The 20,735-nt window shown below is 60.0% G+C and carries 18 protein-coding genes; 7 read left to right on the top strand and 11 right to left on the bottom strand.

What is annotated here, in order from left to right; genetic code table 11:
- Positions 1–4 precede the first annotated feature (4 nt).
- Positions 5–2,422: a DNA topoisomerase (ATP-hydrolyzing) subunit B gene (gene gyrB, locus AB4P94_RS06415; RefSeq protein ID WP_145158421.1), complete on the top strand. Its 2,418-nt coding sequence runs from the start codon at positions 5–7 to the stop codon at positions 2,420–2,422.
- Between the two features lie 105 nt (positions 2,423–2,527).
- Here gyrB and AB4P94_RS06410 read toward each other — a convergent pair whose 3' ends face one another.
- Complete coding sequence (locus AB4P94_RS06410) at positions 2,528–3,250, bottom strand: response regulator transcription factor (RefSeq protein ID WP_395609877.1); 723 nt, start codon at positions 3,248–3,250, stop codon at positions 2,528–2,530.
- Positions 3,251–3,652: 402 nt separating this feature from the next.
- On the opposite strand from AB4P94_RS06410, the gene AB4P94_RS06405 reads away from it, so the two are divergent.
- Positions 3,653–5,929: a CHASE2 domain-containing protein gene (locus AB4P94_RS06405; protein WP_395609876.1), complete on the top strand. Its 2,277-nt coding sequence runs from the start codon at positions 3,653–3,655 to the stop codon at positions 5,927–5,929.
- A gap of 181 nt (positions 5,930–6,110) precedes the next feature.
- Here the strand turns inward: AB4P94_RS06405 and AB4P94_RS06400 are convergent, their stop codons facing one another.
- From AB4P94_RS06400 to glyQ, 4 genes are all read right to left on the bottom strand, one after another.
- Positions 6,111–6,881: a lysophospholipid acyltransferase family protein gene (locus tag AB4P94_RS06400; RefSeq protein ID WP_395609875.1), complete on the bottom strand. Its 771-nt coding sequence runs from the start codon at positions 6,879–6,881 to the stop codon at positions 6,111–6,113.
- A gap of 82 nt (positions 6,882–6,963) precedes the next feature.
- The gene (gene gmhB, locus AB4P94_RS06395) at positions 6,964–7,503 is read right to left on the bottom strand and encodes a D-glycero-beta-D-manno-heptose 1,7-bisphosphate 7-phosphatase (RefSeq protein WP_174245652.1); all 540 of its coding nucleotides are present in this window, start codon (positions 7,501–7,503) and stop codon (positions 6,964–6,966) included.
- Positions 7,503–9,557 carry a glycine--tRNA ligase subunit beta gene (gene glyS, locus AB4P94_RS06390; RefSeq protein WP_395609874.1) on the bottom strand — a complete coding sequence of 685 codons (2,055 nt, stop codon included), beginning with the start codon at positions 9,555–9,557 and terminating at the stop codon, positions 7,503–7,505. The genes gmhB and glyS overlap by 1 nt, the downstream gene beginning before the upstream one ends.
- Complete coding sequence (glyQ, locus tag AB4P94_RS06385; RefSeq protein ID WP_003187265.1) at positions 9,554–10,507, bottom strand: glycine--tRNA ligase subunit alpha; 954 nt, start codon at positions 10,505–10,507, stop codon at positions 9,554–9,556. Before glyQ ends, glyS begins: the two co-directional genes overlap by 4 nt.
- An 81-nt stretch (positions 10,508–10,588) precedes the next feature.
- Between glyQ and AB4P94_RS06380 the strand changes: the two genes are divergently transcribed.
- Both AB4P94_RS06380 and AB4P94_RS06375 read left to right on the top strand, forming a co-directional pair.
- Complete coding sequence (locus AB4P94_RS06380; RefSeq protein WP_395609873.1) at positions 10,589–11,146, top strand: DNA-3-methyladenine glycosylase I; 558 nt, start codon at positions 10,589–10,591, stop codon at positions 11,144–11,146.
- 40 nt (positions 11,147–11,186) lie between these two features.
- The gene (locus AB4P94_RS06375; protein WP_395609872.1) at positions 11,187–12,074 is read left to right on the top strand and encodes a lysophospholipid acyltransferase; all 888 of its coding nucleotides are present in this window, start codon (positions 11,187–11,189) and stop codon (positions 12,072–12,074) included.
- 131 nt (positions 12,075–12,205) lie between these two features.
- Here AB4P94_RS06375 and AB4P94_RS06370 read toward each other — a convergent pair whose 3' ends face one another.
- The 5 genes from AB4P94_RS06370 to def all read right to left on the bottom strand — a co-directional run bounded on the left by AB4P94_RS06370 (position 12,206) and on the right by def (position 16,897).
- A complete protein-coding gene (locus tag AB4P94_RS06370; protein WP_395609871.1) occupies positions 12,206–12,517 on the bottom strand; it encodes a hypothetical protein in 312 nt (103 codons plus the stop codon).
- A 147-nt stretch (positions 12,518–12,664) separates the two neighbouring features.
- Positions 12,665–14,038 carry a Trk system potassium transporter TrkA gene (trkA, locus tag AB4P94_RS06365; protein ID WP_395609870.1) on the bottom strand — a complete coding sequence of 458 codons (1,374 nt, stop codon included), beginning with the start codon at positions 14,036–14,038 and terminating at the stop codon, positions 12,665–12,667.
- Positions 14,039–14,060: 22 nt separating this feature from the next.
- On the bottom strand, positions 14,061–15,371 hold the full coding sequence (gene rsmB, locus AB4P94_RS06360; RefSeq protein ID WP_395609869.1) for a 16S rRNA (cytosine(967)-C(5))-methyltransferase RsmB: 1,311 nt from the start codon (positions 15,369–15,371) through the stop codon (positions 14,061–14,063).
- Positions 15,368–16,321 carry a methionyl-tRNA formyltransferase gene (gene fmt / locus AB4P94_RS06355; protein ID WP_395609868.1) on the bottom strand — a complete coding sequence of 318 codons (954 nt, stop codon included), beginning with the start codon at positions 16,319–16,321 and terminating at the stop codon, positions 15,368–15,370. The genes rsmB and fmt overlap by 4 nt, the downstream gene beginning before the upstream one ends.
- Positions 16,322–16,390: 69 nt before the next feature.
- Positions 16,391–16,897, bottom strand: coding sequence for a peptide deformylase (def, locus tag AB4P94_RS06350; protein ID WP_016970668.1), 507 nt, complete (start codon positions 16,895–16,897; stop codon positions 16,391–16,393).
- Between the two features lie 135 nt (positions 16,898–17,032).
- On the opposite strand from def, the gene AB4P94_RS06345 reads away from it, so the two are divergent.
- The 3 genes from AB4P94_RS06345 (at position 17,033) to AB4P94_RS06335 (ending at position 19,592) form a co-directional block, all read left to right on the top strand.
- Complete coding sequence (locus AB4P94_RS06345; protein WP_395609867.1) at positions 17,033–17,809, top strand: peptidoglycan-binding protein; 777 nt, start codon at positions 17,033–17,035, stop codon at positions 17,807–17,809.
- Between the two features lie 63 nt (positions 17,810–17,872).
- Positions 17,873–18,976: a DNA-processing protein DprA gene (gene dprA / locus AB4P94_RS06340; RefSeq protein WP_395609866.1), complete on the top strand. Its 1,104-nt coding sequence runs from the start codon at positions 17,873–17,875 to the stop codon at positions 18,974–18,976.
- A 58-nt stretch (positions 18,977–19,034) separates the two neighbouring features.
- A complete protein-coding gene (locus AB4P94_RS06335) occupies positions 19,035–19,592 on the top strand; it encodes an L-threonylcarbamoyladenylate synthase (protein ID WP_016970665.1) in 558 nt (185 codons plus the stop codon).
- A gap of 112 nt (positions 19,593–19,704) precedes the next feature.
- On the opposite strand, the gene AB4P94_RS06330 is transcribed toward AB4P94_RS06335, so the two are convergent.
- Positions 19,705–20,682: a quinone oxidoreductase family protein gene (locus AB4P94_RS06330; protein WP_395609865.1), complete on the bottom strand. Its 978-nt coding sequence runs from the start codon at positions 20,680–20,682 to the stop codon at positions 19,705–19,707.
- Between the last annotated feature and the right edge of the window lie 53 nt (positions 20,683–20,735).

Here is a 20,735-nt window from a genome sequence, read left to right as displayed (position 1 = left end):
AGGCATGAGCGAAGAAAACACGTACGACTCGACCAGCATTAAAGTGCTGAAAGGTTTGGATGCCGTACGCAAACGTCCTGGTATGTACATCGGCGACACCGATGATGGTAGCGGTCTGCACCACATGGTGTTCGAGGTGGTCGACAACTCCATCGACGAAGCTTTGGCCGGTCACTGCGACGACATCAGCATCATCATCCACCCGGATGAGTCCATCACCGTGCGCGACAACGGTCGCGGTATCCCGGTCGATGTGCACAAAGAAGAAGGCGTATCGGCGGCAGAGGTCATCATGACCGTGCTCCACGCCGGCGGTAAGTTCGACGACAACTCCTATAAAGTCTCCGGCGGTTTGCACGGTGTGGGTGTGTCGGTGGTGAATGCCCTGTCCGAAGAGCTGATCCTGACCGTACGCCGCAGTGGCAAGATCTGGGAACAGACTTACGTCCACGGTGTTCCACAAGAACCGATGAAAATCGTCGGCGACAGTGAATCGACCGGCACCCAGATTCATTTCAAGCCATCGGCAGAAACCTTCAAGAATATCCATTTCAGCTGGGACATCCTGGCCAAGCGTATTCGCGAACTGTCTTTCCTCAACTCCGGTGTGGGTATCGTCCTCAAAGACGAACGCAGCGGTAAAGAAGAGTTGTTCAAATACGAAGGCGGCCTGCGTGCATTCGTTGAATACCTGAACACCAACAAGACTGCGGTCAACCAGGTGTTCCACTTCAACATCCAGCGTGAAGACGGCATTGGCGTGGAAATCGCCCTGCAATGGAACGACAGCTTCAACGAGAACCTGTTGTGCTTCACCAACAACATTCCGCAGCGCGATGGCGGTACTCACTTGGTGGGTTTCCGTTCGGCGTTGACGCGTAACCTGAACACCTACATTGAAGCCGAAGGCCTGGCCAAGAAGCACAAGGTTGCCACCACCGGTGACGATGCGCGCGAAGGCCTGACCGCGATTATTTCGGTGAAAGTGCCGGATCCAAAGTTCAGCTCGCAGACCAAAGACAAACTGGTGTCTTCCGAAGTGAAGACGGCGGTCGAGCAGGAAATGGGCAAGTACTTCTCTGACTTCCTGCTCGAGAATCCGAACGAAGCCAAGCTGGTCGTCGGCAAGATGATCGATGCTGCACGTGCCCGTGAAGCGGCGCGTAAGGCCCGTGAAATGACTCGCCGTAAAGGCGCGTTGGACATCGCCGGCCTGCCGGGCAAACTGGCGGACTGCCAGGAGAAGGACCCTGCCCTCTCCGAACTGTACCTAGTGGAAGGTGACTCTGCTGGCGGCTCCGCCAAGCAGGGTCGTAACCGCCGCACCCAAGCCATCCTGCCGCTGAAGGGCAAGATCCTCAACGTCGAAAAAGCGCGTTTCGACAAGATGATTTCCTCGCAGGAAGTCGGCACCTTGATCACGGCGTTGGGCTGCGGTATCGGCCGTGACGAGTACAACATCGACAAACTGCGTTATCACAACATCATCATCATGACCGATGCTGACGTCGACGGTTCGCACATCCGTACCCTGCTGCTGACCTTCTTCTTCCGTCAGTTGCCGGAGCTGATCGAGCGTGGCTATATCTACATCGCTCAGCCGCCGTTGTACAAAGTGAAAAAGGGCAAGCAAGAGCAGTACATCAAAGACGACGACGCCATGGAAGAGTACATGACACAGTCGGCCCTGGAAGATGCCAGCCTGCACTTGAACGATGAAGCCCCTGGCATCTCCGGTGAGTCGCTGGAGCGCCTGGTTAACGACTTCCGCATGGTGATGAAGACCCTCAAGCGTCTGTCGCGCTTGTACCCTCAGGAACTGACCGAGCACTTCATCTACCTGCCGGCCGTCAGCCTGGAACAGCTGGGCGATCACGCAGCGATGCAGGATTGGCTGGCCCAGTACGAAGTACGCCTGCGCACCGTCGAAAAGTCTGGCCTGGTGTACAAAGCCAGCCTGCGTGAAGACCGTGAACGTAACGTGTGGCTACCAGAGGTCGAACTGATTTCCCACGGCCTGTCGAACTACGTCACCTTCAACCGCGACTTCTTCGGCAGCAATGACTACAAAACTGTCGTTACCCTGGGCGCGCAATTGAGCACCCTGCTGGACGATGGCGCATACATCCAGCGTGGCGAACGCAAGAAGCAGGTCAAGGAATTCAAGGAAGCCCTCGACTGGCTGATGGCGGAAAGCACCAAGCGTCACACAATCCAGCGATACAAAGGTCTGGGCGAAATGAACCCGGATCAACTGTGGGAAACCACCATGGACCCTGCTCAGCGCCGTATGCTGCGCGTGACCATCGAAGATGCGATTGGCGCGGATCAGATCTTCAACACCCTCATGGGGGATGCGGTTGAACCCCGTCGTGATTTCATCGAGAGCAATGCTTTGGCCGTGTCCAACCTGGATTTCTGATCAGGTCAACGTGCTAAAACAAAAAGGCCAACGCTTAGCGTTGGCCTTTTTTATTGGATGATGATTAAGCGAATACTAAATGCTCCACGTGGAACATCTGCAGTTTTAACCTGGGGTCGCAGCCGCGACGCTCTCTAGACGATAGCCATAACCGTAGATGGTCAGCAGTTGCCAGCCTCGGTCCGCAGTCAGCCCAAGCTTGTTACGCAGGCGGTAGATATGTGTATCCAAAGGACGAGAGGACACCATTTCTTCATGGGTCCAGAACCGTTCGTAAAGATACTCACGGGATAACGGGCGCGCTAGATTGGCAAACAGGCAACTGGCGAGACGATACTCTCGCTCGGTCAAGTTGATCGGTTTGCCTGCGCGGGTTACGGTCAGTTCGGCATCATCGAAGGTGAGGTCATTGAAGCTCTGCACTTCCTGTGAGGCCGTTTTTTGCAGGCCATGACGGCGCAGCACAGCACTGACCCGAGCTTTTAATTCATTAGGCCGGAAGGGTTTGCTGACGTAGTCGTCGGCCCCGCTGTTCAACGCCGCCACGATATCGCTCTCGGCGTCTCGGCTCGTGAGCATGATCACGGCAGGTGGCGACTCCATGTGTTCACGGGTCCAGCGCAATAATGCGATACCGCTGATATCGGGCAGTTGCCAATCGAGTATGAGCAGGTCGAACGTTTCCCGGCGCAGTTGACGCAGCAGGTCCTCACCGCGCTCGAAGCAATGTAAAGACCAGGGTTGTTCCGAGGTGCCGGGGATTTGTCGCAGTGTCTGCTCAACCCGGCGCAATTCAACGGGCTCGTCATCCAGTATTGCGACACGCATGGGTGGGTCCTTTCTACTAAAAAATACGGCAGCCGATGGCCTGGTTCAAAGCGGGCACATACTGCACAGATGCCGGCCTATGAATCTGAAGAATTGTGGTCAGATTCAAAGACCCTCGGTTCTCTGGGTACGCTGATATCAAAGCGCCTTTAACCCTATAAAAGACCATGAGACCTAAAGGGAAGATACCGGCTCCTGCCGGTAAGGAAAAGGATCGCGGCCGATGGCCCTTCAGGCACAGTCGCCAGGTTCCCCAGCGAAACATTCAGGAAAGGCTTTCCCTCAGACAGGAATGAGCTTCAATGGGTTCCAGGACATCACATTCCAAAAACATCGCCTGGAAGGAGAAGCCGGGGCCATGACATCAACAACCACCCACTATTGCTATGCGGCGGCAGCTTCGTGATGTGGTGGCGCAAGGCCGAAAAACGCCAACCCACTCAGGCCCAGTTGCTGTTTCATGGCCTTGTGCGCGAGTGGCTGTGGATTGGCCTGGTGCTTCTGCCCTTCACCGTCTACCTGTCGTTGAGCGCCGGCCTGGCGCTCAATAACCCGCTGTATGACAGCCTTCGGCGCCTCACTCCCCTGCCGGTCGACCCGCGAATCTTATTGGTGACCATTGATGATCAGAGCTTGCAGCAACTCGGCCAATGGCCATGGCCGCGCAGCCTGCACGCTGATCTGATTGATCGTCTTGGTGCTGCACGACCTGTAGGCATTTTGTTTGATGTGATCTTCAGTGAACCGGGCGAAGCTTCCGAAGACCAGCGGTTGGCTGACGCGGTCTGCAACGCCGGCAACGTGCTCCTGCCGCTGGTGACGGAGGGTTCGGTGAGCGCCCACCCGCCGGACGAGCGTTTGATGCCCTTGTTCAAATGCGCGAAGGGCGTGGGGCATGTCAACGTAGAAGCGGACAATGACGGCGTGGTACGCAGCCTGTATCTGCGCGAAGGTCCGCCCGGCAACACGCTCCCGCAGTTGGCGTGGCTGGCGTATACCCTCACGGGTGAACCCGAGCCAATGCCTGGATTTACCCAAAAAGCGACGGGCCCGCATTGGCATCGGGAGCATGCGGTTCGTGTTCCGTTCACCGCTGACGGTCATTTCCCCAGCGTCTCTTATGTCAGTGTGTTGCGCGGTGAAGTTTCGCCAGAGTTGCTGCGTGGCCGTCTGATTCTGGTGGGGGCCACCGCCTATGGTATGGGCGATCGTTTTATCACGCCGCTTTCCTCTTCCTTTGGCACTACCGCCGGCGTGGAGATCGAGGCCAATATCCTCAATGGCTTGCTGCAAGGGCGCAGTATCGTCGACCTCCCTGGCTGGCTTTCAGCGCTGATGGCAACCTCTTTGGTGGCATTGCTGCTGGGCCTTCTGTTGTACCGCCCACGCTATGCCCTGTGGATGACGTTGGGTTGTATGGCTGGCGCCTTGCTCGGCTCATGGGCGCTCTTGCGTTTGGGGCATTGGTGGTCACCCGCCGCGTGTTTGATCGGCTTGCTGCTCAGCTACCTGATCTGGAATTGGCGCCGCCTCAGCGTGATCCTCGCTTACTTTGGCTGGGAATTGGCGCGTTTGGACAATGAGCCCAAAGTATTACCCGAACGTCGCCGTGCACCTGCCAGCAAAGGTGATGTGCTTCAGGGTCGGATCTTTGCCCTGGAGCAAGCGGTCAGCCGCACCCGGGACACCCGACGCTTCATGGCCGATGGCTTGGAATGCCTGCCGGTCGCAACCCTGATCACCGATCCCAAAGGCATCGTGTTGTTGGCAAACCGTGTCGCGCGTGACGTGTTTGGCAATGATCTGGTCAACGGTAACTTGCTCGAACAACTCGCCGACCTGGGTTACCCGCCACTGCACAATGGCGTGCGCCCTGCCCTGTCGGCGATGGAGCTTGTCGAGTTTCGTGACATTCACCAACGCAGCCTGCGCATGGAACTCGCGCCCTTGCTTCCAGCAGAAGGTGACGTGGCCCTTGGCTGGCTGTTGAGCCTGACCGACCTGAGCAAAGAGCGTGAAGCCCAGCAACACCGTGAGACGATGCTGCGCTTTCTGTCCCATGACTTGCGTGCGCCCCATTCAGCGATCCTGGCACTGCTGGACGTGCACAACGGGGAGTCACCGGTATTTGCCCAGATCGAGCAGCAAGTGCGACGAGCCCTGAGCCTCACCGAGTCTTTCGTACAGTTGGCCAAGGCTGAAGCTGATGGCTATCACTTCCAACCCACACTGTTCGCGATGCTGGTGATGGACGCCTTTGATCAGGTGGCAGTGATCGCCCAGCTCAAGGGTATTCATCTGGTTCACGATTTGGATGAGGCGGATGAAGGCATGGTTTGCGCCGACCAGTCGCTGCTCACCCGGGCACTGTTCAACGTACTGGAGAACGCGATCAAGTATTCGCCGTCCGGTACTACTGTTACGTTGAGCCATGGCAGTGCGCAGGGCTTGTTGGAGTGCCGTATTCGTGACCAGGGGCCCGGCATCGCGCCGCAAGACCTTCCTGAACTGTTCAACCAATATCGACGTTTCGACTCAGCGCAAGGGAGTGAGGGATTGGGGCTGGGCCTGACCATGGTCAAGGCGGTGGTCGAGCGCCACGGCGGCCGGATTTTGTGTGACAGCGCACTGGGACAAGGCTCCACCTTCACCCTGCAGTTGCCCTTGCTCGACGATTGAAAAACGTACTTTTCTGCTGTGCATAAAAAACTGGTCACAAGGACCGGTTTTTTTATTCTGAAAAAACTTATGCACGTTTTCAGTGAATTTATGAGTTCAAGAAATATGTAATTAAATCAGCTTCTTATGAATCAAAAACAACCATTCGCCAACAAACCGTACACAGGTTATCCACAGATCCTCAGATCGCCGGTGTATCGACCACAACGGGCTCTGGCGGCAGTGAACCCATGGCGCGTTGCTGAGCTTCGTTCCATGCTGCAGCGCGGTCATTCAAGGCCGCGATGGCACGTGGCCCTTCGCCTTCGGCGTACATCGGCTCGCCAATCACCACGGTGATGGTGCCTTCACGTTTGGCCCAACCGGTCTTCGGCCAGAACTTCCCGGCGTTATGAGCAATCGGCAGCACTGGCAGGTTGGCGTTGACCGCCAGTGCGGTGCCGCCCCGTGAGAACTTGCCTACCGTGCCGTAGGGCACGCGAGTACCTTCCGGAAAGATCAGCACCCAAACACCGTCCTTGAGTAGCTCGTCGCCCTTCTTGGCAACGTGCTTGAGGGCGGCCTTGGGGTTGTCACGGTCAATTGCGATCGGGCGCAACATCGCCATGGCCCAGCCGAAGAACGGCACGTACAGCAACTCACGCTTGAGCACTTGGCTCAGGGGCGAGAAATAGGCCGAGAGGAAGAACGTCTCCCAGGTGCTCTGGTGGTTCGACAGAATCACGCAAGGCTGGTCCGGGACGTTTTCAGCACCTTTGACCTCGAAGCGGATGCCAAGGAATACCTTGGTCAGCCACAACGCGCAGCGGCACCAATAGACGTTGATAAAGCGATAGCGCGCCTTGAAGGGCAGGAAAGGCGCAATAAAAAAGCTCAGGGTGCACCAGAGAAACGAACTGGTGCCCAGCAGCAGGTAAAAGAAAAAGGTTCTGATGGCCTGCAAGATCGACATGGCAGCATTTACCGTTGCGGGGCACGGCCCGCCTGCTAAAAGCGCACTCCCGAGCAATCCTTGTTCAGGAAGCCGAGGGTGGCTAGTTGTTAATAAGTTCTGCGGCAACCGCCGCCAGATCGTCAAAAATCAAAGTGCCTACCGGCAGGTTTTTCGCCTGGGTCTTTTCGCCTTTCCCGGTTTTCACCAAAACGGGCTGAGAGTCGACGGCTTTGGCCGCCTCCAGGTCACCGAGGCTGTCCCCGACGAACCATAGCCCAGCCAGGGGCACCTTGTAATGTTCTGCAATGGTTTTCAACATGCCAGGCTTGGGTTTGCGGCAATCGCAGCCCTCATCCGGCCCGTGGGGGCAGTACACCACCAGCCCCACCTCGCCGCCCTGCTCGGCCACTAACGTGCGCAAGCGCGCGTGCATGGCGTCCAACGTGGCAATATCGTAATAACCGCGGGCGATGCCGGACTGGTTAGTGGCGATGGCCACTGTCCAGCCGGCTTTGCTCAACTGCGCGATGGCCTCGATCGACCCGGGCAGTGGAATCCATTCCGCCACCGACTTGATGTAAGCGTCGGAGTCGTAATTGATCACTCCGTCCCGATCGAGAATCAGCAGTTTCAACATGATCAGCCCAGTACGGAAATGTCAGCGATATTGATGAACAGGCCGCGCAGACGCGCCAGCATGGCGTAGCGGTTTTTCCGCACGCCAGCATCTTCGGCATTGATCATCACCGCTTCGAAGAACGCATCCACCGGCTCACGCAAGCTGGCCAGGCGCGCCAACGCTTCGGCGTAGTTGCGTTCGGCAATCAACGGCTTCACGGCGTTTTCTGCCTTGGCGATGGCCGAGTTCAGCGAGAACTCCTTGGCATCGGCAAACAGGCCAGGGTCGACTTCGGCATTGCCGAGGTTGTCGGCCTTGCTCAGCAGGTTCGACACACGCTTGTTCACGGCGGCCAGGGCATCGGCTTCCGGCAGTTTGCGGAAGGCCTGAACGGCTTGTACGCGCTGGTCAAAATCCAGTGCCGAACCCGGTTGCAGGGCACGTACCGACAGGTAGGTGGCCACGTCCACGCCCTCGTCTTCATAACGCGCACGCAGGCGGTCGAACACGAACTCCAGCACTTGCTCGGCCAGGCCGGCTTGCTTGACCTTGCCGCCGAACTGGCCGACCGCGAACACCACGGCTTGGGTCAGGTCGAGGTCGAGCTTCTTGTCGATCAGGATACGCAGCACACCCAAGGCCGCACGGCGCAGGGCATACGGGTCTTTACTGCCGGTTGGCAACATGCCGATACCGAAGATACCCACAAGGGTGTCCAGCTTGTCAGCGATCGCCACGGCCGCACCGGTGAGGGTGGTCGGCAGCTCAGCACCGGCACCGCGCGGCATGTACTGCTCGTTCAGGGCCAGGGCCACATCGTCCGGCTCGCCGTCGTTGAGGGCGTAGTAGTAGCCGGCAACGCCTTGCATCTCCGGGAACTCGCCGACCATTTCAGTGGCCAGGTCACACTTGGAGAGCAGGCCCGCACGCGCAGCCCACGCCGCGTCACCGCCAATGCGTGGCGCAATGTAGGCCGCCAGCTTGGAAACCCGCACGGCCTTGTCGTAGACGCTGCCGAGCTTTTCCTGGAACACCACGTTCTGCAGGCGCAGGTTGAAGTCTTCCAGCTTCTGCTTCTTGTCTTGCTTGAAGAAGAACTCGGCGTCGGTCAGGCGCGGGCGAACGACTTTCTCGTTACCGGCGATGATCTGCTGCGGGTCCTTGCTCTCGATGTTGGCCACCGTGATGAAGCGCGGCAGCAACTTGCCGTCCACGTCCAGCAGGCAGAAATACTTCTGGTTGTCCTGCATGGTGGTGATCAGCGCTTCTTGCGGCACGTCGAGGAAACGTTCTTCGAACGAGCACACCAGCGGCACCGGCCATTCAACCAGCGCGGTCACTTCGTCGAGCAGGCTCGGCGGCACGATGGCAGTGCCTTCCTGCAGGCGGGCCAGTTCTTCGGTGCGCTTGCTGATCAGCTCGCGCCGCTCGTTGGCATCGGCCAGCACGTAGGCAGCACGCAGGTCGGCGGCGTAGTTGGCCGGCGAGGTGATGCGTACAGCCTCAGGATGGTGGAAGCGGTGACCACGGGAATCACGGCCGGCCTTTTGAGCGAGGATGGTGCAATCGATGACCTGGTCACCGAGCAGCATCACCAGCCATTGGGTTGGGCGAACGAATTCTTCCTTGCGTGCACCCCAGCGCATGCGCTTGGGGATCGGCAGGTCGTTCAGGGAGTCTTCGACGATGGTCGGCAGCAGGCTCGCGGTCGGCTTGCCGGTGATGACCTGGCTGAACCGCAGTTTCGGGCCGCTCTGGTCAATCTCGCTCAGTTCAACGCCGCACTTCTTGGCGAAGCCCAGGGCCGCTTGAGTCGGGTTGCCTTCGGCGTCAAACGCGGCCTGGCGTGGCGGGCCGTCGAGGTTGATGCTGCGGTCCGGCTGCTGGGTTTCCAGCGCGGTCAGCAACACGGCCAGGCGGCGTGGCGCGGCGTAGACTTTTTTCGCGGCGAATTTCAGGCCGGCGCTTTGCAGGCCTTTTTCGATACCGGCCAGGAATGCGTCGGCCAGGGTGTTCAGTGCCTTGGGTGGCAGCTCTTCGGTGCCCAGTTCAACCAGGAAATCTTGAGCACTCATTGTGCAGCCTCCAGCTTGGCCAGTACTTCATCACGCAGATCCGGGGTTGCCATCGGGAAGCCCAGCTTGGCGCGCGCCAGCAGGTAGGCTTGGGCGACGGAACGCGCCAGGGTGCGCACACGCAGGATGTATTGCTGGCGCGCAGTGACCGAGATGGCACGGCGGGCATCCAGCAGGTTGAAGGTGTGGGAGGCCTTCAACACCATTTCATAGCTTGGCAACGGCAGCGGCTGGTCGAGTTCGATCAGGCGCTTGGCTTCGCTTTCATAGAAGTCGAACAGTTCGAACAGCTTGTCGACGTTGGCGTGTTCGAAGTTGTAGGTGGACTGCTCCACTTCGTTCTGGTGGAACACGTCGCCGTAGGTCACTTTGCCGAACGGGCCGTCAGCCCACACCAGGTCGTAGACCGAGTCCACGCCTTGCAGGTACATGGCCAAGCGCTCAAGGCCGTAAGTGATTTCGCCGGTCACCGGGTAGCATTCGATGCCGCCCGCTTGCTGGAAGTAAGTGAACTGCGTCACTTCCATGCCGTTGAGCCAGACTTCCCAGCCCAGGCCCCAGGCGCCCAAGGTTGGAGATTCCCAGTTGTCTTCGACGAAGCGGATGTCGTGCACCAATGGGTCCAGGCCGACATGCTTGAGCGAGCCCAGGTACAGCTCCTGGAAGTTGTCCGGGTTCGGCTTCAACACCACCTGGAACTGGTAGTAATGCTGCAGACGGTTCGGGTTTTCGCCGTAGCGGCCGTCAGTCGGGCGACGACTGGGCTGCACATAAGCGGCGTTCCAGGTTTCCGGGCCGATGGCCCGCAGGAATGTTGCGGTGTGGAAAGTGCCGGCGCCTACTTCCATATCGTAGGGCTGAAGTACCACACAACCTTGCTCGGCCCAGTATTGCTGGAGGGCGAGGATCAAGTCTTGGAAGGTACGCACGGCTGGCGTAGGCTGGCTCACGAAATTCACCTGTTACTTGGGCTGCGATTTAAAGAGCGGGAGTATACCCGATTCGGCCCCGCCACCACTCCCTGGAGCCTTATGCCACGCTGCTTTTGGTGTTCTGAAGATCCGCTGTACATGGCTTATCACGATCAGGAGTGGGGAACGCCGCTGCGCGATGCGCAGGGACTGTTCGAGTTGCTTTTGCTCGAAGGGTTCCAGGCGGGCCTGTCCTGGATCACTGTTTTACGCAAACGCGAGCATTATCGAAAGGTCCTGTTCGGGTTTGATGCGCAGCGCCTGGCACGGCTCACCGATGACGAAATCGAAGCGTTGATGCTCGACCCGGGCATCGTGCGCAATCGCCTCAAACTCAACGCCACCCGCCGCAATGCTGCGGCCTGGCTGGCGCTGGAAGATCCGGTGGGGTTGCTTTGGTCGTTCGTCGGCGGCAAGCCCAAGGTCAATCACTTCAAGGATCGCAGCGAAGTCCCGGCAATCACCGCCGAAGCCGAAGCCATGAGCAAAGCGCTGAAAAAGGCCGGTTTCACCTTCGTCGGCCCGACCATTTGCTACGCGTTCATGCAGGCCTCGGGCATGGTCATGGACCACACTCAAGATTGCGACCGTTACGCGGACCTGGCCAACGCCGGTTAGAATGCCGGCTTTGCGCACCACACACGATCAGGAGTGACCTGTGGAAAAGTTTAAAGGCGCCTTGCTGGTAGGCGCTCTTCGGTTATTTGCCCTGTTGCCCTGGCGCGCCGTTCAGGCCGTGGGCACGGCAATTGGCTGGATCATGTGGAAAACCCCCAACCGCTCCCGCGACACGGTGCGGATCAACCTGTCCAAGTGTTTTCCGGACATGGACCCGGCTGCCCGCGAGCGCCTCGTCGGCCAGAGCCTGATGGACATCGGCAAGTCCCTGACCGAAAGCGCCTGTGCCTGGATCTGGCCGGCCCAGCGCTCCATCGATCTGGTACGCGAAGTCGAAGGCCTGGAAGTGCTGCACGAAGCCCTGGCCTCGGGCAAAGGCGTGGTCGGCATCACCAGCCACCTGGGCAACTGGGAAGTGCTCAATCACTTCTATTGCAACCAATGCAAACCGATCATTTTCTACCGCCCGCCCAAGCTCAAGGCGGTGGACGAGCTGCTGCAAAAACAGCGCGTGCAATTGGGCAATCGCGTGGCGGCGTCGACCAAGGAAGGCATTCTCAGCGTGATCAAGGAAGTGCGCAAAGGTGGCCAGGTGGGCATCCCGGCTGATCCTGAGCCGGCGGAATCGGCGGGAATTTTTGTGCCGTTCTTCGCCACCCAGGCGCTGACCAGCAAATTCGTGCCGAACATGCTCGCGGGCCACAAGGCGGTTGGCGTGTTCCTGCACGCGCTGCGGCTGCCGGACGGTTCGGGTTACAAAGTGATTCTGGAAGCTGCGCCGCAAGACATGTACAGCACCGACACTGCCACGTCCTGCGCGGCAATGAGCAAGGTGGTGGAGCGTTATGTCGGCGCCTACCCGAGCCAGTACATGTGGAGCATGAAACGCTTCAAGAAACGCCCGCCGGGTGAAGAGCGGTGGTATTGATTCACCGCTGACCTCCAGACCGATGGAGGTCATAGGTGGGAGCTGGCTTGCCTGCGATGGCATCGCCTCGGTGTAACTGAAACACCGAGTTGCCTGCATCGCAGGCAAGCCAGCTCCCACAGGGGACCACCTCAGGCCTGGCGGTCGAGTTTTTTCAGGAATACCGTCATTTCTTTTTCGGCCTGTTTGTCGCCATGGGCCTGGGCCGCTGCAATCCCCTTTTCCCACGCCTGCCGTGCGGCGGCGCTGTCACCCAGCGCTTGCTGAGCCTTGCCCAACAACTTCCACGCGGCTGAATATTTCGGATCAAACTCCACGCATTTGTGCAAATGCTCCGCCGCCTTGGCATTCTCCTTCAAGTCCAGATAACCCTTGCCCAAGCCAAAGCGCAGCAGTGAATTATCCACACCCTTGGCGAGCATTTTTTCCAGGGATTCGAGCATTTATTGGCTCCTTGAGTGAAAGAAGGCTGTTGTGGCGAGGGAGCTTGCTCCCGCTGGACTGCGCAGCAGTCCCAAAGATTTTGCGAGCGCTTCGCACTGGTGCGCCAGCCCGGTCCAGCGGGAGCAAGCTCCCTCGCCACAATGGAATTAAAAGAAGCTCAGCCCCACGTGGAACAACTTCTCCACATCGCGGATATGTTTTTTATCCACCAGAAACAGGATCACATGGTCACCGGTGGCGATCATCGTATCGTCGTGGGCAATGATCACTTCTTCATCACGAATGATGGCGCCAATGGTGGTGCCCGGCGGCAAACCGATATCGCGGATGGCCTTGCCGATCACCTTGCTCGACTTGGAATCACCGTGCGCAATCGCCTCGATGGCTTCTGCCGCACCCCGGCGCAGGGAGTGCACACTCACGATATCGCCACGGCGCACGTGGGCGAGCAAAGTGCCGATGGTGGCCAGTTGCGGGCTGATGGCGATGTCTATGTCGCCGCCCTGGATCAGGTCCACATAGGCCGGGTTGTTGATGATGGTCATCACCTTCTTCGCCCCCAGCCGTTTGGCCAGCAACGAGGACATGATATTGGCTTCGTCATCATTGGTCAGGGCCAGGAAGATATCCGCATCGGCGATGTTTTCTTCCAGCAGCAGGTCGCGGTCCGAGGCACTGCCCTGGAGTACGACGGTGCTGTCCAGGGTGTCGGACAAATGCCGGCAACGTGCCGGGTTCATCTCGATGATCTTCACCTGGTAGCGGCTCTCGATGGCCTCGGCCAAACGCTCGCCGATTTGCCCACCGCCCGCGATAACGATCCGTTTATAGGTCTCGTCGAGCCGGCGCATTTCGCTCATCACTGCGCGAATATTCGCTTTGGCGGCGATGAAAAATACCTCGTCATCGGCCTCGATCACCGTGTCGCCCTGCGGCAGGATCGGCCGGTCGCGACGGAAAATCGCGGCCACGCGGGTTTCCACATTCGGCATGTGTTCGCGCAGCTGACGCAGTTGCTGGCCCACCAACGGCCCGCCGTAGTAAGCCTTCACGGCCACCAGTTGCGCCTTGCCTTCGGCAAAGTCGATGACCTGCAAGGCGCCGGGAATTTCGATCAGGCGCTTGATGTAGTGAGTGACCACTTGCTCCGGGCTGATCAACACGTCGACGGGAATCGCGTCGTTGTCGAAAAGCCCTGCACGGGTCAGGTACGCCGCCTCACGGACCCGGGCGATTTTGGTCGGGGTGTGGAACAGGGTATGGGCGACCTGGCAGGCCACCATATTGGTCTCGTCGCTGTTCGTCACCGCTACGAGCATGTCGGCATCGTCGGCACCGGCCTGGCGCAGCACCGTCGGGAACGACGCGCGACCGTGTACGGTGCGGATATCCAGGCGGTCGCCGAGGTTGCGCAGGCGCTCGCTGTCGGTGTCGACCACCGTGATGTCATTGGCTTCGCTGGCCAAATGTTCGGCCAGCGTGCCGCCGACCTGCCCTGCCCCAAGGATGATGATTTTCATCCGGTCACTCCCTTAAAACCGTTCAGCCGCGCGCGGCGGCGATCTTGATCAGTTTGGCGTAGTAGAAGCCATCATGGCCGCCTTCCTGTGCAAGTAATTGGCGACCGTGGGGCTGCTTGATGCCGGCCGCTGTAGCGAGGTCCAGCTCCCGCGCACCACTGGTGCGGGCCAGGAAGGCTGCGATCACTTCGGTGTTCTCGGTCGGCAGCGTGGAGCAGGTGGCGTAGAGCAGAATGCCGCCGACTTCCAGGGTCGGCCACAGGGCGTCGAGCAGCTCGCCTTGCAGCACGGCGAGGGCGGCGATGTCGTCCGGTTGGCGGGTCAGCTTGATATCCGGGTGGCGGCGGATCACACCGGTGGCGGAACACGGCGCGTCGAGCAGAATGCGCTGGAACGGTTTGCCGTCCCACCAAGTGGCGGTATCGCGGCCATCGGCGGCAATCAAGTCGGCGCTCAGGCCCAAGCGCGCGAGGTTCTCGCGCACGCGCACCAGGCGCTTGGCTTCCAGGTCAACCGCGACGACACCGGCCAGGTCTTTTTCCACTTCAAGGATGTGACACGTCTTGCCGCCGGGTGCGCAGCAGGCGTCGAGCACGCGTTGGCCGGGCGCCAGGTCGAGCAGGTCGGCGGCCAGTTGCGCTGCTTCGTCCTGCACGCTGATCCAGCCTTCGGCAAAGCCCGGCAGGCTGCGCACATCGCTGGCGGCTTCGAGCACGATGCCGTCGACGCTGTACACGCACGGCGTTGCATTGATACCGGCATCGGTGAGCAATTGCAGGTAGGCGTCACGGCTGTGATGGCGGCGGTTGACCCGCAGGATCATCGGCGGGTGCGCATTGTTGGCGGCGCAAATGGCTTCCCATTGTTCAGGCCAGAAGGCCTTGAGGGATTTCTGCAGCCAGCGCGGGTGAGCGGTGCGCACCACCGGATCGTGCTCCAGCTCGGCCAGCAGCGCTTCGCTCTCACGTTGGGCGCGGCGCAGCACGGCGTTGAGCAGGGCTTTGGCCCAAGGCTTTTTCAGCTTGTCGGCGCAACCGACCGTCTCACCGATGGCGGCGTGGGCGGGCACACGGGTGTAGAGCAACTGATAGAGGCCGACCAGCATCAGCGCCTCAACATCGGCGTCCGCTGCCTTGAACGGCTTTTGCAGCAGCTTGGCCGCGAGTGCCGACAAACGTGGCTGCCAGCGCGCGGTGCCGAATGCCAGGTCCTGGGTGAAACCTCGGTCGCGGTCTTCAACCTTGTCCAACTGCGTGGGCAGTGAACTGTTCAGCGACGCCTTGCCGTTGAGTACGGCGGCGAGAGCCTTGGCGGCGGCCAGACGCGGGTTCATTGAGCAACCGCCCCGAGAACCGTGCCCAAGGCAAATTTCTCACGACGGCTGTTGAACAAATCGCTGAAATTAAGCGCCTTGCCACCGGGCAATTGCAGACGGGTCAGGCACAGCGCTTGTTCACCGCACGCGACCAGCAGGCCGTCCTTGCTGGCGCCGATGATTTCACCGGGGGCGCCTTTGCCGTCGGCCAATGTGGCGGCCAATACTTTCAACGCTTCGCCGTTGAGGGTGCTGTGGCAGATCGGCCACGGGTTGAAGGCGCGTACCAGACGCTCCAGCTCTACCGCCGGGCGGCTCCAGTCGATGCGCGCTTCGTCTTTGTTCAGTTTGTGGGCGTAGGTGGCCAGGCTGTCGTCCTGCACCTCGCCTTGCAGTGTGCCTGCAGCCAAGCCGGCGATGGCCTGGATCACGGCGGGCGGGCCCAGCTCGGCAAGGCGATCATGCAGGCTGCCGCCGGTGTCTTCGACCGTGATCGGCGTAGTGACTTTGAGCAGCATCGGGCCGGTATCCAAACCCGCTTCCATGCGCATCACCGTTACACCGCTTGCGTTGTCGCCCGCTTCCACGGCGCGTTGGATCGGCGCCGCACCGCGCCAGCGTGGCAGCAGCGAGGCGTGGCTGTTGATGCAACCCAGGCGCGGGATATCCAGCACGGCTTGAGGCAGGATCAAGCCGTAAGCCACTACCACCAGCAGGTCGGGTTTCAGTGCAGCCAGTTCAGCCTGAGCCTCGGCATTGCGCAGGGTCGGCGGTTGCACCACAGGAATGTTGTGCTCCAGCGCCAGCTGCTTGACCGGGCTCGGCATCAGTTTTTGCCCGCGACCGGCCGGGCGATCCGGCTGCGTGTACACCGCGACGATGTCATAAGGGCTGGCAAGCAAGGCCTTCAGATGTTCGGCGGCAAATTCAGGAGTGCCGGCAAAAACAATGCGCAGTGGCTCGGTCATGGGAGGTCTCGGTTAAAAACAGTCACAAAAGAAAAAGGCTTGCCGTAGCAAGCCTTTGGAAGAAGGGCATCAAGCTTGCTGGCGATGCTTTTTTTCCAGCTTCTTCTTGATCCGGTCGCGTTTAAGCGTGGACAGGTAATCAACAAACAGCTTGCCGTTAAGGTGGTCGCACTCGTGCTGGATGCACACGGCCAGCAGGCCGTCGGCGATCAGCTCGTAGGGTTTGCCATCACGGTCCAGGGCCTTGATCTTCACGCGCAGCGGGCGTTCGACGTTCTCGTAGAACTCCGGCACCGACAGGCAGCCTTCCTGGTATTCACCCATCTCTTCGGTCAGCGGTTCGAACTCGGGGTTGATAAACACCCGGGGCTCGCTGCGATCTTCCGACAGGTCCATGACCACGACGCGCTGATGCACGTTGACCTGAGTGGCGGCGAGGCCAATGCCCGGCGCTTCATACATTGTTTCAAACATGTCATCGACCAACTGACGAACCTTGTCGTCCACTACGGCCACCGGTTTGGCGATCGTGCGCAGGCGCGAGTCGGGAAATTCGAGGATGTTCAAAATAGCCATAAGCGTAATTGCTGCACATGTGAGGTAGAGGCAAATCGGCGTTGGGATGGACCCACACGACCGGTGTGAAACGTCCAAAGGCCGCGAAGGCTCTGGCATTTCACGCGAACGCACATAATAAAGGAGATTCACCCCATGAGGAAATCGCTACTCGTCTTGCTGCTGTGGGGCCCGTCTGCCATGGCCCTGCTGCCACAGCCCGCGCAGCGTCTGGATCAACCGACACAGCAGGCCATCCAGCGCTTTCTACTGCATAACCGCATTCTGGATAGTCCGCAGGAACTGGACCGCGCGCCTTACATTGTTTCGGCCGGTTCGGGGCGCGTGCTGGGCGCTGAGGGGGATCGGGTACATGCCCGGGGCAACCTGGACCCGGCTCAGCCTGTTTATGGGATATTCCGGCGCGGCAAGGCCTACACCGACCCGCAAACCCGGGAGCTGCTGGGTATCAACGCCGATGATATCGGCACGGCGCGCTTTGTCACCGCGGGTGACCTCACCACCCTGGCGGTGCAGCGAATCACCCAAGAGGTGCGCCCCGGTGACCGCTTATTGCGTGCCGAACAGCCTATCCAGCTTTCCAGCCTTGCGAGGTCGGCGCCTGGGCCTCTTGTCGAAGGGCACATCATCGACATCCCCAGAGGCGTTGCCCACATCGGTGTGCTGGACGCCGTGACCCTGAACAAAGGCCGCCGCGATGGCCTGGTTGAAGGCCAATTGCTGAGCGTCATCAAAACCGGCGTCACCGTGCGCGACCCTTTTACCCATGCTCAAACCCAACTCCCCGACGAACGCGCCGGCACCCTGCTGGTGTTTCGGACCTATGAAAAGCTCAGTTACGGGCTGGTGCTCAGCGCCTCGCGTGCCCTGGCGGTGAAAGACCGATTCAAGACTGTCCGTCAAACGCAATAAGTAGCCTGCTAAATAAGTTACCAACAGAGTTATCCACAGCTTGTTCCGGTCAAGGACGATCAGATGTATCCGACAAACTGCAGTGAAATTTCCCCGTCAGAACTGGAAGCTCGACTACGCTTGCACAGGCTTCCGGAACTGGGTCCGAAGCGGTTTCACACATTGATCGAAGCGTTCGGTAGCGCGTCAAAGGCCATCAGTGCACCCGCCAGTGCCTGGCGTTCCCTAGGGTTGCCCGCTGTCAGTGCCGAGGCCCGGCGCAGCCCGCAAATTCGTGATGGTGCCAGCGAGGCATTGGCATGGCTGGAGCGTCCGGCCCAGCATTTGCTGATGTGGGACAGCCCCGACTACCCGGCATTGCTTGCGCAGATAGAGGATGCGCCGCCGTTATTATTCGTTGCTGGCGACCCCACTATTCTGGAAAAACCACAGTTGGCGATGGTCGGCAGCCGCCGCGCTTCCCGCCCCGGCATGGACACCGCGGCTGCCTTTTCCCGCAGCCTGGCGAGCGCTGGTTTTGTTATCACCAGCGGGCTTGCACTGGGCATCGACGGCGCTGCGCATCAGGCGGCATTGGATGTGGGTGGGCATACAATCGGCGTGCTCGGCACCGGGCTGGAAAATTTTTATCCACAGCGCCATCGAAAGCTCGCCGCCGCGATGATTGCCAGAGGCAGTGCCGTGGTTTCCGAGTACCCGCTGGACACGGCGCCCCAGCCCGCCAACTTTCCTCGACGCAATCGAATCATCAGCGGCCTGTCCCTGGGTGTGCTGGTGGTGGAGGCCGGCGTGGCCAGCGGCTCACTGATCACCGCGCGGCTGGCGGCTGAACAAGGTCGTGAGGTGTACGCGATTCCGGGCTCCATTCATCACCCCGGCGCCAAGGGTTGTCACCAGTTGATCCGCGACGGTGCGATGCTGGTGGAAACCATCGACCATATCCTGGAAGGGTTGCGCGGCTGGCAGGCGCTGTCGTGCCCGGTGCCGCTGCCGGTGACCCATCCGCTGGTAACCTTGCTGCACGCGGCGCCCCATACCAGTGAAGCGTTGGCCATTGCCAGCGGGCGGGCTCTGTCCCAGGTACTGGCAACCCTGACTGAGCTGGAACTTGAAGGCTTGGTGGTCTGTGAAAGCGGGCGCTGGCATGCGCGCAGCCAGGTTTTGTAATTAGGTTTTGTAAAGAAGATCGGTAAACTGCGTAGAGCTTTAGTCCGGAGAACAAGCAATGGTCAACAGGTGGCGTGTGCTGGAAGCCGCACGAGAAATTCGCGCAGGCGCGGTGATTGCCTATCCGACCGAGGCGGTCTGGGGCCTGGGCTGCGACCCGTGGAATGAAGAGGCGGTGGACCGGCTGCTGGCAATCAAGAATCGCTCGGTGGATAAGGGCCTGATTCTGGTGGCGGACAATATCCGCCAGTTCGACTTCCTGTTCGAAGACTTCCCGGACACCTGGATTGAACGCATGGCCAGCACCTGGCCGGGGCCGAACACTTGGTTGGTGCCCCATCAGGACTTGCTGCCGGAATGGGTGACGGGTGTGCACGATACGGTGGCCTTGCGGGTCAGCGATCACCCGCTGGTGCGGGATTTGTGTTCGCTGGTTGGGCCGTTGATTTCAACGTCGGCGAACCCACAGGGGCGCCCTTCAGCGCGTACACGGATTCGAGTGGAGCAGTATTTCCGAGGCCAGGTTGACCTGGTGTTGGGCGGTGCTTTGGGTGGGCGCAAGAACCCGAGCCTGATTCGTGATTTGGCCACGGGTGAGGTGGTGCGGCCTTCCTGAGACCGAGGTGCGGCCATCGCGGGCAAGCCCGCTCCTACAGGGAAACGCATTCCAACTGTGGGAGCGGGCTTGCCCGCGAAGAGGCCATCACTGACCCTGAAAATCCATTGCCTTACGGCAACAGAATGGTCGACCCCGTCGTACGCCGCCCCGACAACTCCGTCTGCGCCTTCGCCGCCTCAGCCAGCGAGTACCGCTGGTTGATATCAATGCGCACCTTGCCGCTCTTGATCATCGAGAACAGATCGTCGGCCATCGCCTGCAGGTTTTCCGGGTTGTTGGCGTAGGTCGCCAGTGTTGGCCGGGTGACGTACAGCGAGCCTTTAGCTGCCAAAATCCCCAGGTTCACCCCATCCACGGCGCCCGACGCGTTACCAAAACTGACCACCAGTCCACGCGGTGCCACGCTATCGAGCGAAGTCAGCCAAGTATCTTTGCCGACGCCGTCGTACACCACCGGGACTTTCTTGCCGTCAGTCAACTCCAGCACGCGCTGTGCGACGTTTTCCTTGCTGTAGTCGATGGTTTCCCACGCACCGAGGGATTTGGCCAGCGCGGCCTTTTCCGGCGAGCTGACAGTGCCGATCAGCTTGACGCCCAACGCCTTGGCCCACTGGCAGGCCAGGGAACCCACGCCACCGGCGGCTGCGTGGAACAGAATGGTTTCGCCGCCTTTCAATTCATAGGTTTGGCGCAGCAGGTACTGCACAGTCAGACCTTTCAGCATGGCGCCGGCGGCTTGTTCGAAGCTGATGCCCTCTGGCAGGTGCACCAGGTTGGCGGCGGGCAGCACATGCAGCTCGCTGTAGGCACCGAGCGGGCCGCTGCCATAGGCAACGCGGTCGCCGACTTTGAATTGGGTGACTTCGCTGCCCACGGCGTCGACCACCCCGGCACCTTCGGCGCCCAACCCCGATGGCAAGGACGGCGGCGCATACAGGCCGCTGCGAAAATAGGTGTCGATGAAGTTCAGGCCAATGGCCTCGTTGCGCACGCGAACCTGCTGTGGGCCAGGCTCCGCTGGCGTGTAGTCCACATACTCAAGTACTTCGGGGCCGCCATGGGCACTGAACTGGATACGTTTGGCCATCTGCACTTCTCCTGAGGTCGAATCGCGTAGCCCCCTATCGGACTCCTAAGCTT

Source organism: Pseudomonas sp. B22129, assembly GCF_044218875.1.
GTDB lineage: Bacteria > Pseudomonadota > Gammaproteobacteria > Pseudomonadales > Pseudomonadaceae > Aquipseudomonas.
This window is presented reverse-complemented; position numbering and strand designations above follow the sequence as displayed.

Coding starts and splice junctions, on each gene's coding strand:
- gyrB (WP_145158421.1), top strand. CDS start 5: ATGAGCGAAGAAAACACGTACGACTCGACCAGCATTAAAGTGCTGAAA.
- AB4P94_RS06410 (WP_395609877.1), bottom strand. CDS start 3,250: ATGCGTGTCGCAATACTGGATGACGAGCCCGTTGAATTGCGCCGGGTT.
- AB4P94_RS06400 (WP_395609875.1), bottom strand. CDS start 6,881: ATGTCGATCTTGCAGGCCATCAGAACCTTTTTCTTTTACCTGCTGCTG.
- glyS (WP_395609874.1), bottom strand. CDS start 9,557: ATGAGTGCTCAAGATTTCCTGGTTGAACTGGGCACCGAAGAGCTGCCA.
- AB4P94_RS06380 (WP_395609873.1), top strand. CDS start 10,589: ATGCCACGCTGCTTTTGGTGTTCTGAAGATCCGCTGTACATGGCTTAT.
- AB4P94_RS06370 (WP_395609871.1), bottom strand. CDS start 12,517: ATGCTCGAATCCCTGGAAAAAATGCTCGCCAAGGGTGTGGATAATTCA.
- trkA (WP_395609870.1), bottom strand. CDS start 14,038: ATGAAAATCATCATCCTTGGGGCAGGGCAGGTCGGCGGCACGCTGGCC.
- rsmB (WP_395609869.1), bottom strand. CDS start 15,371: ATGAACCCGCGTCTGGCCGCCGCCAAGGCTCTCGCCGCCGTACTCAAC.
- fmt (WP_395609868.1), bottom strand. CDS start 16,321: ATGACCGAGCCACTGCGCATTGTTTTTGCCGGCACTCCTGAATTTGCC.
- def (WP_016970668.1), bottom strand. CDS start 16,897: ATGGCTATTTTGAACATCCTCGAATTTCCCGACTCGCGCCTGCGCACG.
- AB4P94_RS06345 (WP_395609867.1), top strand. CDS start 17,033: ATGAGGAAATCGCTACTCGTCTTGCTGCTGTGGGGCCCGTCTGCCATG.
- dprA (WP_395609866.1), top strand. CDS start 17,873: ATGTATCCGACAAACTGCAGTGAAATTTCCCCGTCAGAACTGGAAGCT.
- AB4P94_RS06335 (WP_016970665.1), top strand. CDS start 19,035: ATGGTCAACAGGTGGCGTGTGCTGGAAGCCGCACGAGAAATTCGCGCA.
- AB4P94_RS06330 (WP_395609865.1), bottom strand. CDS start 20,682: ATGGCCAAACGTATCCAGTTCAGTGCCCATGGCGGCCCCGAAGTACTT.